The 15,073-nt window shown below is 72.7% G+C and carries 14 protein-coding genes and 1 riboswitch; of the genes, 8 read left to right on the top strand and 6 right to left on the bottom strand.

Annotated elements, in window-relative coordinates; genetic code table 11:
* Positions 1-6 precede the first annotated feature (6 nt).
* From thiE to AOM46_RS15620, 3 genes are read right to left on the bottom strand one after another with little or no spacing between them, the layout of a single operon-like run.
* On the bottom strand, positions 7-657 hold the full coding sequence (thiE, locus tag AOM46_RS15610; RefSeq protein ID WP_062211599.1) for a thiamine phosphate synthase: 651 nt from the start codon (positions 655-657) through the stop codon (positions 7-9).
* Positions 658-717: 60 nt separating this feature from the next.
* A complete protein-coding gene (locus tag AOM46_RS15615; protein ID WP_062211601.1) occupies positions 718-1,083 on the bottom strand; it encodes an Rv2175c family DNA-binding protein in 366 nt (121 codons plus the stop codon).
* Positions 1,084-1,115: 32 nt separating this feature from the next.
* Positions 1,116-2,315: an NAD(P)/FAD-dependent oxidoreductase gene (locus AOM46_RS15620; RefSeq protein ID WP_062211604.1), complete on the bottom strand. Its 1,200-nt coding sequence runs from the start codon at positions 2,313-2,315 to the stop codon at positions 1,116-1,118.
* A gap of 99 nt (positions 2,316-2,414) precedes the next feature.
* Here AOM46_RS15620 and AOM46_RS15625 point away from each other — a divergent pair, with 99 nt between their 5' ends.
* The gene (locus tag AOM46_RS15625) at positions 2,415-3,461 is read left to right on the top strand and encodes a LacI family DNA-binding transcriptional regulator (protein WP_062212660.1); all 1,047 of its coding nucleotides are present in this window, start codon (positions 2,415-2,417) and stop codon (positions 3,459-3,461) included.
* A gap of 115 nt (positions 3,462-3,576) precedes the next feature.
* Here the strand turns inward: AOM46_RS15625 and AOM46_RS15630 are convergent, their stop codons facing one another.
* The 3 genes from AOM46_RS15630 to AOM46_RS15640 form a co-directional block, all read right to left on the bottom strand.
* Positions 3,577-4,911 carry a family 16 glycosylhydrolase gene (locus tag AOM46_RS15630; RefSeq protein WP_234313795.1) on the bottom strand — a complete coding sequence of 445 codons (1,335 nt, stop codon included), beginning with the start codon at positions 4,909-4,911 and terminating at the stop codon, positions 3,577-3,579.
* 148 nt (positions 4,912-5,059) lie between these two features.
* Positions 5,060-5,737: a DUF305 domain-containing protein gene (locus tag AOM46_RS15635; RefSeq protein WP_062211608.1), complete on the bottom strand. Its 678-nt coding sequence runs from the start codon at positions 5,735-5,737 to the stop codon at positions 5,060-5,062.
* A 130-nt stretch (positions 5,738-5,867) separates the two neighbouring features.
* On the bottom strand, positions 5,868-6,785 hold the full coding sequence (locus tag AOM46_RS15640) for a DUF1996 domain-containing protein (RefSeq protein ID WP_062211611.1): 918 nt from the start codon (positions 6,783-6,785) through the stop codon (positions 5,868-5,870).
* Between the two features lie 280 nt (positions 6,786-7,065).
* A riboswitch (TPP riboswitch) is annotated at positions 7,066-7,177 on the top strand.
* Here AOM46_RS15640 and thiO point away from each other — a divergent pair.
* From thiO to AOM46_RS15675, 7 genes are all read left to right on the top strand, one after another.
* Entirely contained in the window at positions 7,170-8,357 is a 1,188-nt protein-coding gene (gene thiO, locus AOM46_RS15645) for a glycine oxidase ThiO (RefSeq protein WP_062211614.1), read from the top strand. It overlaps the preceding riboswitch by 8 nt.
* Positions 8,354-8,605: a sulfur carrier protein ThiS gene (thiS, locus tag AOM46_RS15650; RefSeq protein ID WP_234313796.1), complete on the top strand. Its 252-nt coding sequence runs from the start codon at positions 8,354-8,356 to the stop codon at positions 8,603-8,605. The genes thiO and thiS overlap by 4 nt, the downstream gene beginning before the upstream one ends.
* A gap of 64 nt (positions 8,606-8,669) precedes the next feature.
* Positions 8,670-9,470: a thiazole synthase gene (locus AOM46_RS15655; RefSeq protein ID WP_062212667.1), complete on the top strand. Its 801-nt coding sequence runs from the start codon at positions 8,670-8,672 to the stop codon at positions 9,468-9,470.
* Positions 9,471-9,532: 62 nt separating this feature from the next.
* Positions 9,533-10,813, top strand: a complete 1,281-nt coding sequence (locus AOM46_RS15660; protein ID WP_107080080.1) for a DUF4190 domain-containing protein — start codon at positions 9,533-9,535, stop codon at positions 10,811-10,813.
* A 173-nt stretch (positions 10,814-10,986) separates the two neighbouring features.
* On the top strand, positions 10,987-12,924 hold the full coding sequence (gene pknB, locus AOM46_RS15665) for a Stk1 family PASTA domain-containing Ser/Thr kinase (RefSeq protein ID WP_062211619.1): 1,938 nt from the start codon (positions 10,987-10,989) through the stop codon (positions 12,922-12,924).
* A 285-nt stretch (positions 12,925-13,209) separates the two neighbouring features.
* The gene (locus AOM46_RS15670) at positions 13,210-14,118 is read left to right on the top strand and encodes a transglycosylase SLT domain-containing protein (RefSeq protein ID WP_078856856.1); all 909 of its coding nucleotides are present in this window, start codon (positions 13,210-13,212) and stop codon (positions 14,116-14,118) included.
* Between the two features lie 42 nt (positions 14,119-14,160).
* Complete coding sequence (locus AOM46_RS15675; RefSeq protein ID WP_062211622.1) at positions 14,161-15,066, top strand: deoxyribonuclease IV; 906 nt, start codon at positions 14,161-14,163, stop codon at positions 15,064-15,066.
* The last annotated feature ends 7 nt before the right edge of the window (positions 15,067-15,073 follow it).

Genomic DNA, 15,073 nt, shown 5'->3' on the forward strand with positions numbered 1-15,073 from the left:
TCGGCCTCAGGATGGGGGTCGTCCAGGGGACGGACGCTCCCGCAGACGGCGGGCGAACGAGGCGGCGGCGGCCCCGGGATCGTCGGCCTCGGTGATCGCCCGGACCACCACCACCCGCCGGGCGCCGGCGTCCAGCACCGCGTCCAGTCGGGCGGCGTCGATGCCGCCGATGGCGAACCAGGGCACCTCGGGGTTGAGCGAGGCGGCATAGCGGACCAGGGGGAGGCCGGGCGCCGGGCGTCCCGGCTTGGTGGGGGTGGGCCAGCAGGGGCCGACGCAGAAGTATCCGACCTCGGGGTCGGCCAGCGCCGCGTCCACCTCCTCGGGGGCGTGGGTGGAGCGCCCGATGAGCGGCCCCGCGCCCAGGACGGCGCGGGCGGCCGGCACCGGCAGATCGCCCTGCCCCAGATGCAGCACGTCGGAGCCGGCGGCGTGCGCCACATCCGCCCGGTCGTTGACCGCGAGCAGCCGGCCGTGCCGCCGGCAGGCGTCGGCGAAGACCCGCAGGTACTCCAGCTCCTCGGCCGCCTCCAGCTCCTTGTCGCGCAGCTGGACGATGTCCACGCCGCCGGCCAGCACGGCGTCCAGAAAGGCGGGCAGGTCCCCCTGCCGCCGGCGGGCGTCCGTGCAGAGATAGAGCCGCGCGTCGGCGAGCATGACGATCCCCCCGGGGGTGGCGCCGGTGGCGGTGGCGGGCCACCGCCACCGGCTGGTGGCTTACACGGCGAGCGCCTGGGCGCGGCGCTTCACCTCGGTGCCACGATTCTCGCGCAACGCCTGCGCCGGGGTGCCGGGGAGGCTGTCATCCGGGGTGAAGAGCCATTCCAGCATCTCCTCGTCGGTGAACCCGTCGTCCCGCAGCAGCGTGAGGGTGCCCGCGAGGCCACGGACGACCTTCCCCTCGCCGATGAAGGCGGCGGGCACCTGAAGGACGCGGTTCTCGCCGCGGCGCACCGCGATCACCTGCCCCTCCCTGACCAGCTGGCGGACCCGGGTCACCTCGACATCCAGCTGTTCGGCGATATCGGGGAGGGTGAGCCAGGCGGGGATGAGCGCGTCTGTCTTCGCATCGATCTCGGTCACCCCTCAAGCCTGCCATCTCCCACTGACAGCCGTCAGCGCGCGGCCGCCTTGAGAGGGATGTCCGGATCGACCAGCCGGTCGGGGTCGACCGGGACGCCGCGCCCGATCAGCCGTCTGGCCTGCGCCAGATCGCGCGGACGGTCCACGGTGAGGACGGCGGTGAGCCGGTCGTCGCGGGTCCAGCAGGCGCTCCAGGTGGCGTCGGACGCGGGATCGCCCCGCCATCGGAGCCGGTCCCCGGCGTCCGGGCGGCCGACGAACTGGAGGTGGCGGCCGAACTGGGTGGACCAGAAGTACGGCACCGGATCGTGTCCGGCCGGTTCGCCCAGCAGGGTGGCCGCGACGGTGCGCGGGCCGACCAGCGCGTTGTCCCAGTGGTGCACCGCCAGCCGGCGGCCGAACCGGGCCGAGGGATAGGAGGCGCAGTCGCCGACCGCGTACACGTCGGGCACCCCGGTGGCCAGCCGGGCGTCGGCGCGCACCGAGCCGTCCGGGTCCAGGGGGACGCCGGAGCCGGCCAGCCAGTCGGTGTCGGCGCGGGAGCCGATGCCGACCAGCACCGCGTCGGCGCGCAGCACCGTGCCGTCGGCCAGCTCCACCTCGCCGTCCCGCACCCCCGTCACCGGCCGGCCGGTGCGCAGCTCGGCGCCCGCCTCCGCGTACCAGCGGCGCATCGGGGCGGTGACCTCGGCCGGCAGCGCCCCGGCCAGCGGGTGGTCGCCCGCCTCCACCACGGTGACCGGACAGCCGGCGGCGCGCGCGGCGCCGGCCACCTCGGCACCGATCCAGCCGGCGCCGACGATCACCAGGGCGCCCCCGGCGTCCAGCACCGGCCTGAGGCGTTCGGCGTCGTCCCTGGTGCGCAGGCTCCACACCTGCTCGAGGTCCTCGGTCCCAGGGAGGCGCAGCGCGCGGGCCCCGCAGGCCAGGACGAGGGCGTCGTAGGGGAGTTCCCCCGCGTCCGTCTCCAACCGCCTCTCCCCGGCGTCGAGTCGGGTGGCGGTGCGGCCCAGCGACAGGGTGATGTCCAGCGCCTCGAAGTCGATGGCGAGATCCAGCGGCGCCGGCCGGCCCAGGAGCAGCTCCTTGGAGAGCGGCGGCCGGTCGTAGGGGCGGTGCGGTTCGGCGCCGAGCAGCGTCACCCGGCCGCGCCACCCCCCTTCGCGCAGGGCGAGGGCCGTGGTGGCCCCCGCCAGTCCGGCCCCGACGATCACCACATGTCCCTGAGTCACGTCGCCAGCCTACGAGGGCTCCTTCCGGTCCCGATTCCCCTCCACCGGCGCCCGGCCGTCCACCGGGCAGGGGCACAAGGGTATAAAGGGCTGGTGACCATGGAGCCGTCCTCGACCTCCCGGCCCGTGACGCTTGAGCACGTGGCGCGCGCCGCCGGGGTGTCCAGGGCTACGGTCTCCCGGGTGATCAACGGCGAGTCCACCGTCGATCCCCGGCTGCGCAAGCTGGTGGAGGAGGCCATCGCCCGCACCCGTTACGTCCCCAACCGGGCGGCGCGTTCGCTGGTCACCCGGCGGACCGATTCGGTGGCGCTGGTGGTGTCCGAGCAGGAACTGCGCGATGTGACCGGCCCGTTCGTCGGCCGGATCTTCACCGACCCCTATTTCGGGCGGGTGCTCACCGGGCTGCTTGAGGTGCTGCGCCCGCGCGGGATCCAGGTGATGTTGACGCTGGCCGACGACGAGGCGTCGCGCGGTCAGCTGCTGGGCTATCTGCAGCAGGGGCATGTGGACGGGGTGGTGTTGATCTCCTCGCATGCCGAGGATCCGCTGCCGGGGCTGCTGTCGGGCACCGCGCTGCCGGCGGTGCTGGCCGCCCGGCCGGCGGCGCCCACGCCGATCACCTATGTGGACGTGGACCAGCGGGCGGGCGCGACGCTGGCCGCCGAGCGGCTGCTGGCGATCGGACGGCGGCGCGTCGTCACCATCGCCGGGCCGCAGGACATGCCGTTGGCACAGGAGCGGTTGGCCGGGTTCAGGGCGGCGATGGCGGCGCGCGGGCATCGCGAGGTGCCGTGGATCGAGGGGGACTTCACCCAGGTCAGCGGGGCGGCGGCGATGAAGCGGCTGCTGGCCGAACACCCGGATCTGGACGGGGTGTTCGTCGCCTCGGATCTGATGGCCCTCGGCGCGGTCAACACGCTGTACCGGGAGGGCCGCTCGGTGCCGGAGGATGTGGCGGTGGTCGGGTTCGACGACAGCGTCTCGGCGTTGGCCTGCGATCCGCCGCTGACCACGGTGCGTCAGCCGGTGGAGGAGATGGCCGCCGAGATGGCCCGGCTGCTGCTGCGCCAGACGGAGACGGGCGGCCGTCCGCTGCCCTCCGTGGTCTTCCACCCGTCGCTGGTGGTCCGCGGCTCGGCGTGACCCCCGGGGCCGGGAACCGCACGGCGCGGGCAGCACGGCGCATGCCGGGCCCGGCACGGCGCTCGAAGGGTGAGCGCCGCACCGGGCCAGGGAGTTCAGCCGTCAGGGGTGACGGTCACTGGTAAACGCGGACGTAGTCCACCTTCATCTGCTGCGGGAAGACGGTCGACCCGTCCGGCGGACCGGGCCAGTCGCCGCCGACCGCGGTGTTGAGGATCAGGAACTGGTTGTTGTCGAAGACCCAGGGGCCGACGGTGCTCTCCAGCTCCTCCCGGTCCACGGTGTGCACGACCTGGTCGTCCACGGTGAACACCATGCCCTGGCTGTCCCAGTCCAGCGCGAAGACCCGGAACCGGGCGCCCACCGGCTCGCCCAGGTCGAGCGAGTTGCCGTAGCCACCGGCACCCCAGTACGCGGGGGCGTGCAGCGTGGAGTGCGTGGCGTTCGGCTCAAGACCGACGTACTCCATGATGTCGATCTCACCGGTGTAGGGCCAGGGCCGCCCGTCGTCGTAGAACGAGGAGCCCAGCATCCAGAACGCCGGCCAGATGCCCTGGCCTTCGGGCACCTGGATCCTGGCCTCGACCCGGCCGTAGGTGAAGTCGAACTTGCCGTAGGTGTTGATCCGGCCCGAGGTGTACTGGCAGGTGGTCGAGCCGCTCAGCGGGTCGACCGGGCAGGTGGTGCCCGGCGTCTCCTCGCGGCGCGCCTCGATCACCAGGTTGCCTTCCCCGTCCATCCGGGTGTTGGCGTCCTCGGTGTACACCTGGAGCTCGTTGTTCTGCGCGGTGCCCGGGTCGGACGTCCACTTGCTCGGGTCGACCGTGCTGTTCGCCGGCCCGTCGAACTCGTCGCTGAACACCAGCTCCAGCGGCTCCTGCGGGTCCGGCGTGACCGGCGGGGCCTCCGGGGCGCCGCCGGTGCCGTACACCTGGAACTCCCAGAGCGAGTAGCCGTAGGGGCTGGACCGCTGGCTGGTGACCAGCCGGACGTAGCGCCCGCTGCCCTCGGCCTCGATGGTCTCCTTGAAGCCGGAGCCCGCAGTGGTCGAGTAGAACGTCTGCCAGTTCTGGTTGTCGTCGGACACCTGGAGCTCGTACGCCGTGGCGTACGCCGGGTCCCACTGGAGCACCACATGGCTGATGTCGGCGGAGGCGCCGAGGTCGACGGAGATCCAGCCGTCGTCGACCCAGCCGCCGTCCTCCGAGGTGGCCCAGCGGCTGGCCGGGTCGTAGTCGAAGGCGCGCTCCGGGAAGCACTCCCAACAGTTGCCGTCGTTCTGCGAGGTGGACGCCTCGGCGGGCTTGTTGTACGACAGCAGCACCGCGTCGGGGTCGATGGCCGCGGTGGCGGGCGAGGTGAGGGTGCCGAGGCCGAGGGCCGCGGCCAGGGCGGCCACGGCCGAGGCGACCATGATCGACCTGTACTTCCTCGGTTTTCTGACGTGCATGATCTCGTCCTGATCCTTTCCGGTGGGGGGTGGCGGCCGACGAGCCGTCCGGGGGGACGGTGACGGGTCGACCACCGTGTCGGTGGGGTCGCGCCGAGCGGCGTCGACGGGGGTACGGGCGGCGGTGGTCGGCACCGCCGCGGTCGGTTCAGCCGATGACGCGTTCCAACTCGGCGATCTGTTCGGTGCGCACGCGGTCGAGGTCGGCGGCGAGGGCGATCGTTCCCGGGTGGCTGCCGGCATCCGTCTCCGAACGGGAGACCGAGGCGGTCTCCTCCAGGAACTCGCGCAGGTGGGCGACGGCCTCCTCGTCGAAGGCCGCTCCGTCCAAGGCGTCCAGCGCGGACAGTTCCTCCTCGGTGACCATGCCGGGCATGTTGTGCCCCCGGTGCAGGTCCTCGTAGACCACGCCGGCCTCCTCCAACAGGGCGCGCAGGGCGGTGATTTCCTCCTGGACGCGGGGGACCAGGCCGGTGGCGTGGTCCCGCAGGTCCGGGTTCTCGCCGCGTTCCCCGACGGTTTCGAGGAGCGGCAACAGGCGTTCGTTGACCGGGATCATCAACTGGGTCCAGGCCAGGTCGGTGGCGCTCAGGCCGCCGATCCCGCCGTCGCCGTCCCCGGTGGCCTCCGGGTCCTCCGGGGCGGCGTCCGACTCCTGGCCGTCAGCTGGTTCGTCCTCCGACGAGGGGCCGTCCGGCGTTCGAGGCGCGTCCTCGGTGGGCGTCGGGTCCCCGCCCGCCCGCCCGTCCGACGATCCGCCGCAGCCGCCGAGCAGCAGCGCGGCGAGCAGTGCCCCGACAACTCGCGTGGCCGCCTTGCCCGTCATCCGGTCTCCCTGGTCCGGCATCGGCCCGTATGAGACGACGAGCCGATGCCTTGTCACTTCGTTGTCTGGTCGCTTTCCACTGCTCGGCCCTGCTTCAGGCCGCGTCGCTCCCGGATGGACCGGGGATCGCTCAGCCGGGGATGCCGTCCGCGCCGCACTTGATCACGGGGCGGATGCAGTCCTCGACGCGACGGAGCATTTCGTCCTCCGGCCACGCGTTGAAGAAGTCACCGTGCATCGTGTATCCGGGTCCTGATGCCAACTCGAAGCGAGAGGGATCACCGTTCACCGGGTAACGCAGCACCTGGCGCAGCTTGGGCACCGGCACGGGGTGGGTGGAGGGGCATTCGCCGGCGACCGGGTAGGCCATGTGGCTCTTGTGGTCGGGCGAGTCCAGGTTGACGCCGTCCCAGCACTGCGGGAAGTCCAGGTAGGACTCAAGAGCGGTGCCTTCGGGGCAGTTCACGAAGTCCTGCGAGGGGTTCACATGCCCCGCGTGCAGACAGGACCAGCGAGCGATCGTGCCCTCGGGTGAGGTGGCGACGGCGTCGCCGGCCACGATCTTCAGGCCCTGCGGCAGCGGCTGTGTCTGTGCCACGACCGCATCGTTGACGCCCTCACCCAGGTAGTAGAACGTGGCGCTCTGGGGCTCGACCGGCTGACCGTCCACGAACAGGGTCGGGACCCAGTAGGAGGAGAGGTCGATATTGGGGTCGCAGGTGCTCGTCGAGTTCAGCAGATCGCCCAGGTTGGTGTGGGCGTTGGTCGCCCTGCTGCCGAAGAAGCTGTGCGAGTGCGAGGCCCCGGGCAGGCCGGGGAAGATGATCGGGTCGTCGGGCGCGCGGTGGCTGAACTCGCACTCGGCGAGGAACTCGGCGACGTACACGGCCTCCGCCCCGACCTCGCCCGCGGCGGGCTGCTCCGTCTCGGCCGCACCCGCCGTGCCCGTGACCACCAGCGAGGCCAGCAGTCCGGTGAAGGCCACGGAGGCCAGCAGGATGCGTCGCGGTCTGCTCCACAACGACGTGAGAGATGGGATTTTTTTCACGGCTCTCCTTTATGGGGGTGTGGGGGGCCTCTCGCACTCCGGTGATCGAGCGAGAGGCCAGAGAGCGCTCTCTGGAAGCGGAACATAGAAGTGCCAGGAGGCACCGTCAAGGAGTCCCGCAGATTCCCGGAACCGACGCCTATTCGCCCGCAGGCATCGCTGACTGCCCGTGAGGTGCGGAGAGACCAAGATCAGAGAGCGCTCTCTGATCTTGGTCCCGGGACCCGGGCCGGGAAACCCGGCGGGCTCGGCGGAGGGCGCCGGTACTACCCTGGCGAGGGAACGAACCCACGGGAGCCCGGCGAACCGGGCTGAGAGGGAGGCTGGTCGGCCTCCGACCGTACGCACCTGATCCGGGTCATGCCGGCGAAGGGAGGAGGCGTGATGGCCACGCGCGACACCGGACGAACGGGACCGGCCGCACCCGATGTGGTGGTGGTCGGCGGCGGGGTGATCGGACTGACCACCGCATGGCGGGCGGCGCAACGCGGCCTCGCCACGGTCGTGGTCGACCCGCGTCCCGGCGGTGGCGCCGCCGGGGTGGCGGCCGGGATGCTCGCCGCGGTCACCGAACTCCACCACGGCGAGGAGACGTTGCTCGCGCTCAACCTGGCCTCGGCGGACCGCTACCCCGCCTTCGCCGCCGAGTTGACCGAGGCCACCGGCGTCGACGTCGGCTACCGGGCCTGCGGCACCCTCGCCGTGGCCAGGGACGCCGACGACCGCGCCCGGCTGCGGGAGTCGCATCTGCTCATGCGCCGATGCGGCCTGGACGTCGCCTGGTTGACCGGCCGGGAGTGCCGACGGCTTGAACCCATGCTGGACCCCGGCGTCCGGGGCGGGCTACGGGTCGACGGCGACCATCAGGTCGACCCCCGCCCGCTGGTCGAGGCGCTGCGGACGGCCTGCCGAAGCGTCGGCGTCGGCTGGCGGCGGGAGGCGGCCACCGAACTGCTGGTCTCCGGCGGCCGCGCGGTGGGCGTCGCGCTGTCCGGCGGCGACCGACTGACCGCGGCGCAGACCGTGTTGGCCGCCGGCGCGCACAGCGGGACGCTGGCCGGGCTGCCGCCCGAGGTGGCGGTCCCGGTGCGGCCCGTGCAGGGCGAGATCCTGCGGCTGCGCGATCTGCCGGGCCGGCCCCCGCTGCTCGGCCGCACGGTGCGGGCGGTGGTGCGCGGCACCGAGGTCTATCTGGTGCCCCGGGTCAGCGGCGAGCTGGTGGTCGGGGCCACCTCCGACGAACGCGGCTGGGACACCCGGGTCACCGCCGGAGGCGTCTACCAACTGCTGCGCGACGCACACGAGTTGGTGCCCGGCATCGCCGAACTCCCGCTGCTGGAGACGCGCGCCGGGCTCCGTCCCACCACGCCGGACAACGCGCCCCTGCTGGGCCCGACCGCGCTCCCCGGGCTCCAGCTGGCCACCGGCCACCACCGCAACGGGGTGCTGCTCGCGCCGATCACCGGCGAGGTGCTGGCCGACGCCCTGACCGGCGGCGAACTCCCCGACCACGCACGCCCGTTCCACGCCGGCCGCTTCGCCGGCAGCACCGAAGCGAGGGTCCCCTCATGACCGAGAGCACCGAACGCGCCGAACGCGCCGAAAGCACCCGCCGACGGATGGCGGTCCGGGTGAACGGGGAGCCGCGTGCGCTGCCCGGGGGTACCGTACTGGCAACGCTGGTCGGCGAGTTGACCGGCGCCACGGCGGGGATCGCGGTGGCGGTGAACGAGACGGTGGTCCCCAGGGACCGCTGGCCGGAGACCACACTGGCGGACGGTGACCGGGTCGAGGTGCTCACCGCGGTCCAGGGAGGCTGACGTGAACGAGAACCCGGGCACCCCACAGGACGGGCCCGTCGACGAACCCCTGGCGGACGAACCCCTGGCGGACGAGCCCCTGGTGTTCGGCGCGACGCGACTCTCCTCGCGGCTGATCATGGGCACCGGGGGCGCACCCAGCCTGTCCGTGCTGGAGGAGGCGCTGCGCGCCTCGGGCACCGAGCTGACCACGGTGGCGATGCGCCGCGTGGCCCCCGACACCCGGGGCTCGGTCTTCTCCCTGCTGACCAGGCTGGGGATCGCCGTGCTGCCCAACACCGCCGGCTGCCATACGGCGGGCGAGGCGGTGTTGACCGCCCGGCTGGCCAGGGAGGCGTTGGGCACCGAGCTGGTGAAGCTGGAGGTGATCGCCGACGAACGCACCCTGCTGCCCGACCCGGTGGCCACCCTGGAGGCGGCCGAGACGCTGGTGGACGACGGGTTCACCGTGCTGCCGTACACCAACGACGATCCGGTGGTGGCCCGTCAGCTGGAGGAGGTGGGCTGCGCCGCGGTGATGCCGCTGGGCTCGCCCATCGGTTCGGGGCTCGGCATCCGCAACCCGCACAACTTCCAACTGATCACCGAGCGGGCCGGCGTTCCGGTCGTTCTGGACGCGGGCGCCGGCACCGCCTCGGACGCGGCGCTCGCGATGGAGCTGGGCTGCGCCGGGGTGATGCTGGCCTCCGCGGTCACCAGGGCGCGGCGTCCCGCCGTGATGGCGGCGGCGATGCGGGACGCGGTGACGGCGGGACGGCTGGCCCGGCTGGCGGGGCGGATCCCCCGTCGGCACTTCGCCGAAGCCTCGTCCCCCATGGACGGGTTGGCCGCTCTCGACCCCGAACGCCCGGCTTTCTCATACTGATATACGATTCCGCTGCTCGCCCCGGGATGGGGGGAAAACACGATCTGACCTTGGGAGATCAGTTGAGCACACCGTCACAGCCGGGGGGATCACAGGACGGCGTTCCGCCGGACCGACCGGCCGCGCCGCCGGGCGCCGGGTTCGGCCCGCCGCAGCCGCCCGCGGGTCCCGGCGGGGGCGGCTACGGCCCGCCCGGCGGCTACCCTCCGCCGGGTCCGCCACCCGGTCCCGGCTATGGCCAGGGCGGCTGGGGGCCGCCGCCCAAGGCGCCGCTGAACACCCTGGCGGTGACGGCGTTCGCGCTGTCCCTGGTGCTGCTGTTCCCGGTGGCGCTGGTGCTGGGCATCATCGCGCTGGGACGCGTCGGCACCGGCCGTGAGCGCGGCAAGGGCCTGGCCGTCGCGGCGATCTGCCTGGCGTCGGCGCAGATCGTGGCCCTCGCGGTGGCCGTTCCGCTGGCGCTGGACGACTCGGACGACACGTCGTCGGAGAGCCGGGAGAGTTCCGAGGGGCTGCCCGAGGAGGAGTCCCCCGAGCCCGCCGAGCCGACCGGGCCGGAGGAGGAGCCGGAACCGGACGACGACGAGCCGGGCGCCGGGGGCGTGGACACCATCGTCTTCGACCTCGACGTGCGCGACTGCTTCGATCCGCCCGGTGGCCTCGGCGCCTACGAGGAGGAGGGCGCGCTGGAGCAGACGGTCTCGGTGGTCCCCTGCGACCAGCCGCACGAGGCCGAGGCGTACGGGCGGTTCGAGGTGACCGGGTACGACGCGTTCCCCGGCGCCGACGAGCTGACCGCCCTGGCCGACCAGCGGTGCCCCGAGCTGGTCCAGCCCTATGTGCTGGACACCTGGGCGCTGCCGGCCGAGGCCCAGCCGTACTACTACCACCCCGAGGTCACCAGTTGGCGGCTCGGCGACCGCGAGATCCTCTGCTTCTTCGGCCATGTCGACGGCGGTTCGCTCGACGACTCGCTGTGGCGGGACCCGGCGGAGCTGGACGAGGAGGCGCTGACCTACCTCGAACTCACCATGCCGCTTGAGCTGGTCTTCTGGAACGAGCCGCTGGCGGATGACGACACGGCGGCCCAGCAGGAGTGGGCGACCGGGCTGGTCGACACGATGGAGACGGAGATGGCCGCGCTCTCGGCCGCCGACTGGCCGCTGGTCGCCGACGAGATCGAATCGCTGCTGGCGGCCAGGGAGGGCAGCCTCGCCCACTGGAACGCGGCGGCCGGGGCGACGGGCGACGACTTCTGGGCCGCCGTCGACGAGGGGTACGCGGCGATGGGCATCGAGGTCGAGATGGAGATCAGGTCGGCCCTGGGCCTCGCCCTGGGCTGAGCGTCGGGATCGCTGTCGAAGCGGCCGTGGGGACGGCCGCTTCGACGACCGGCCGGATCGGACGGTTTCCGTCACCGTTCCGCTGCGGTCGTGCTGCGGTCCGGCAGCGGTCGTGCCGCCAACCGGTCGGCGGGGGCCGGGTGGCCGACCGCTCCGGCGTAAAATCGGGCGCTGTGGACACCACCGTGCATGACCCGTTGATCGGACGCGTGCTCGACGGCCGGTACGAGGTCGTCGAGCGGATCGCCGTGGGCGGCATGGCCACGGTGTACCGCGCCGTGGACACCCGGCTGGATCGCACGCTCGCCCTCAAGGTGATGCACCCCTCGCTGGTCGGCGACAGCGAGTTCGTGGCGCGGTTCATCCGCGAGGCCAAGTCGGTGGCCCGCCTCGACCACCCCAATATCGTCGGGGTGTTGGACCAGGGCGCCGACGGCGCCTATGTCTATCTGGCGATGGAGTATGTCGCGGGCTGCACGCTGCGCGATGTGCTGCGCGAACGGGGCGCGCTGCCGGTGCGCGCGGTGCTGGACATCCTGGAACCGATGCTGGCCGGTCTCGCCGCCGCGCACCGCGCGGGCCTGGTGCACCGGGACATCAAGCCGGAGAACGTGCTGATCGGCGCCGACGGCCGGGTCAAGGTGGCGGACTTCGGCCTGGTCAGGACGGTGGACACGCAGACGTCCGCGCATACCGGATCGCTGCTGGGCACGGTCTCCTATCTGGCGCCCGAGCAGATCGAGAGCGGCGCGGTGGACGCCCGCACCGATGTGTACGCGTGCGGGATCCTGCTCTACGAGATGCTGACCGGCGGCAAGCCCCATACGGGGGACTCGCCCGCCCAGGTCCTCTTCGCCCATGTGAACCACGAGGTGCCGGCGCCGTCCGAGGCGGTTCCCGGGCTGCCCGGCCAACTCGACCTGCTGGTGGCCGCCGCCACCGCCCGCGTTCCCGCCCGTCGGCTCACCGACGCGGCGGCGATGCTGGCCCAGGCGCGGGGGGCCCGCGCCGCGCTGACCGACGCCCAGCTGGACGCGCCGCCGCCGCCCTGGCTGGAACGCGAAGGCCGGGGCGACGACGCGGAGTCGGGTTCGGAGGACGCGACCAGGCGGGTGCCGGTCCCGGCCGCCGCGCGGCCCGCGGGGGATGTCGGGGAGACGAACCGCACCACCCGGATCGAGCTGCCGGCCGGCGCGCCGCCGCCGCCCGCCGACGAGCCGCCCGTCCGCCGGCGTCGGCTCTCCCGGCGCGGGGTGCTGTCGCTGGTGGTCGCCGGCGTGCTGCTGCTCGCCGGCGGCCTCGGCATCTGGTACATCAACTCCGGCCAGTTCCTGCGCACTCCGGGGGTCTACGACCTGCCGCGCGCCGAGGCCGAACAGGTGCTGCGGGACGCCGGGCTCGGCGTCCGGGTGACGGAGGACTTCTCCGACAGCGTCGAGGCGGGGCATGTCATCTCCACCGATCCGGAGCGCGGCGAGCGGGTGCGCAAGAACGCCACGGTGACGCTGGTGGTCTCGCAGGGCCCGCCGATCTCCGAGGTGCCCAACCTGCGGGGCGTCCCGCTGGCGGAGGCCCAGGAGCAGCTGGCCGAGGCGGGGTTGGTGGCCGGCGAGGAGGACTGGCGGTTCTCCGCCGAGGTGCCGCAGGGCGCGGTGATCGAGACGGATCCGGAGCCCGGCGCCGAGCGCCGTCCGGGATCCGCCATCGATCTGGTGGTCAGCAGGGGCCAGGAGATCCCGGTGCCCCGGGTGGTCGGCGAGCCCGAGGGAACGGCGATGCAGCGCCTCAGGGAGGCGGGCTTCGAGGTCGAGGTGGCCCCGGAGCGCGTGCACTCCGAGGAGGAGTCGGGCACCGTGGCCGAGCAGTCCCCCGGCTCGGGGCAGAGCGCGGCCGAGGGCGACACGGTCGAACTCACCATCTCCAAGGGCCCGGAGATGATCCTGGTGCCCGATGTGCGCGGAATGAGCGAGGGCGAGGCCAAGGATGTCCTGGAGGGCCTTGGCTTCCGGGTGAACGTCAACCAGCTCTTCTTCACCGGCACGGTCTTCAACCAGTCGATCAGGGACGACGAGGCGCCACGCGGTTCGACGATCACCATCTGGGTGCGCTGAACACCGCCAATCAGCGGCAGAATCCGCCAATTCACACGCTCGGACCCTTTGCCACCGCATAGCAGCGGTTATCGTGACGCGCATCACAGGACTAAGGTCCTATACGAAAGCGGTTAGTGCTCTTTTCGAGTTCCAGGCGCCGGCCATAACGCCGCCAATCGGGTTCCTGGCGCGGCGCCACACTACGCCATCTAGTACATAGGGTTATTGCATTTCGTTTTTAAGGGCTGTTAACAAGGGCCATCGCGATCCGCGAGAAACACGCGAGAACACGAGGACCCCTGAATGCCCGCTCACCCAGGTCCCGCCGGGACCAGCAACTCGACGACCGGCAACACGACCGGCAAGTCCGGCAGAAGCAGCGCGAAGGGATGGCGGCGCACGGCCACCGCGGCGCTCGCCACCACGGGCCTGGCCGCCGTGGCCCTCGGCGTCGCACCGGTCGCCGCCGGCTCCCCCGACCGAACTTCCGGCGCCCAGGGCGACGATGTCTCCTGGGATATCAAGGCGGCCGACGTGCCGGGACAGGCCGCGGCCGCCAACCCCGCCCCGGAGACCGCCGGTTCGACCGAGGAGCCGGCCGATCTGACGTCCGCGCTGGCCGAGGTCGCCGAACTCCGCCGGCAGAGCGCCGAACTCGCCGAGACCCAGGCCGCCGAACAGGCGGAGATAGAGCGCCGGGCGGCCGAGGAGCGAGCGGCCGAACAGGCCGCGAGCCGCAGCGCCGAGCGGGCCAGGAAGCCGGCCCCCGAGGCGAAGGCCGACGCCAAGCCGGCCGCCGAGCCGGCGGCGGCCCCGGCACCCGAGCCGGAGCCCGCGCCGGCCCCCGAGCCCGAGCCGGAGCCGGCCCCGGAACCGGTGGCCCCGCAGTACCCGGACAACCTCGACGGCTGGATCCGCGAGGCCCTGGACATCATGGCCGCGAACGGAATTCCCGGCACCTATGAGGGACTTCACCGGAACATCATCCGGGAGTCCAGCGGTGATCCCAACGCGATCAATCTCTGGGATATCAACGCGATCAACGGAACTCCGTCCATCGGTCTGCTCCAGGTGATTCAGCCGACGTTTGACGCGTATCACGTTCCCGGTACCCCGTACGACCTTTACGATCCGGTCGCCAACATCGTTGCCGCCGCCAACTACGCCTGGGACCGCTACGGTTCCATCGACAATGTGAACGGCCCCTACTGAGCCGGCTCCCGGCGGGACGGCGGGACCTGGCAGGCTTGGCCCGTGGCAGCAGAGGCACGGCGAGCGGCCGGCACGGCAACGGCGACCGGTCGAGGTCGCAATCCGATCGGCGGTCATGTCCCCGTGGCGGGGGGCCTGGCCGCCGTCGGGGTGCGTTACGCCCGGTCCATCGGGGCCGAGGCGCTTCAGGTGTTCGTCGCCAACCCCCGCGGCTGGGCCACCCCGCCGGGCGATCCGGCCCAGGACGAACGGTTCGCCGCCGCCTGTGCCACCGACGGGCTGCCCGCCTATGTCCACGCGCCGTATCTGATCAACCTGGGCTCGCACAACGAGACCACGGCCGAACGTTCGGTGGTCTCGCTGCGGCACTCCCTGCGCCGGGCCGCGGCCATCGGCGCTTCGGGCGTGGTGGTGCACACCGGGTCGGCCACCGGCGGCAGGACCCGGGAGACGGCCCTGGCCCAGATACGCCGCCTGTTGGCGCCGCTGCTGGAGGAACTGTCCGAGACCGGCCCCCGGCTGCTGTTGGAGCCGACGGCCGGTCAGGGCTTCTCGCTCTGCTCGCTGGCCGCCGATCTGGGCCCCTATCTGGCCGCCGTCGACCACCATCCCCGGGTGGGGATCTGCCTGGACACCTGCCACGCGTTCGCCGCCGGACACGATCTGGCGGCACCCGGCGGGGCCACCGCGCTGCTGGACGAGTTGGAGCGGGTCGCAGGGCCCGGGCGGCTGGGACTGATCCACGCCAACGATTCCAAGGCCGGCGTCGGCAGCCGCCTGGACCGTCACGAGAACATCGGCGCCGGCGCGATCGGCGCGGCCGCCTTCGCCGAACTGCTCGCCCACCCGAGCACCGCCGGCGTGCCCCTGGTCATCGAGACCCCGGGCGGCCCGGACGGCCACACCGCCGACATCACCCGCCTGATCGCCCTGCGCGATCACGGCTGACCCCAGC

Source organism: Streptomyces sp. NBRC 109706 (assembly GCF_000974485.1).
Classification (GTDB): domain Bacteria; phylum Actinomycetota; class Actinomycetes; order Streptomycetales; family Streptomycetaceae; genus Streptomyces.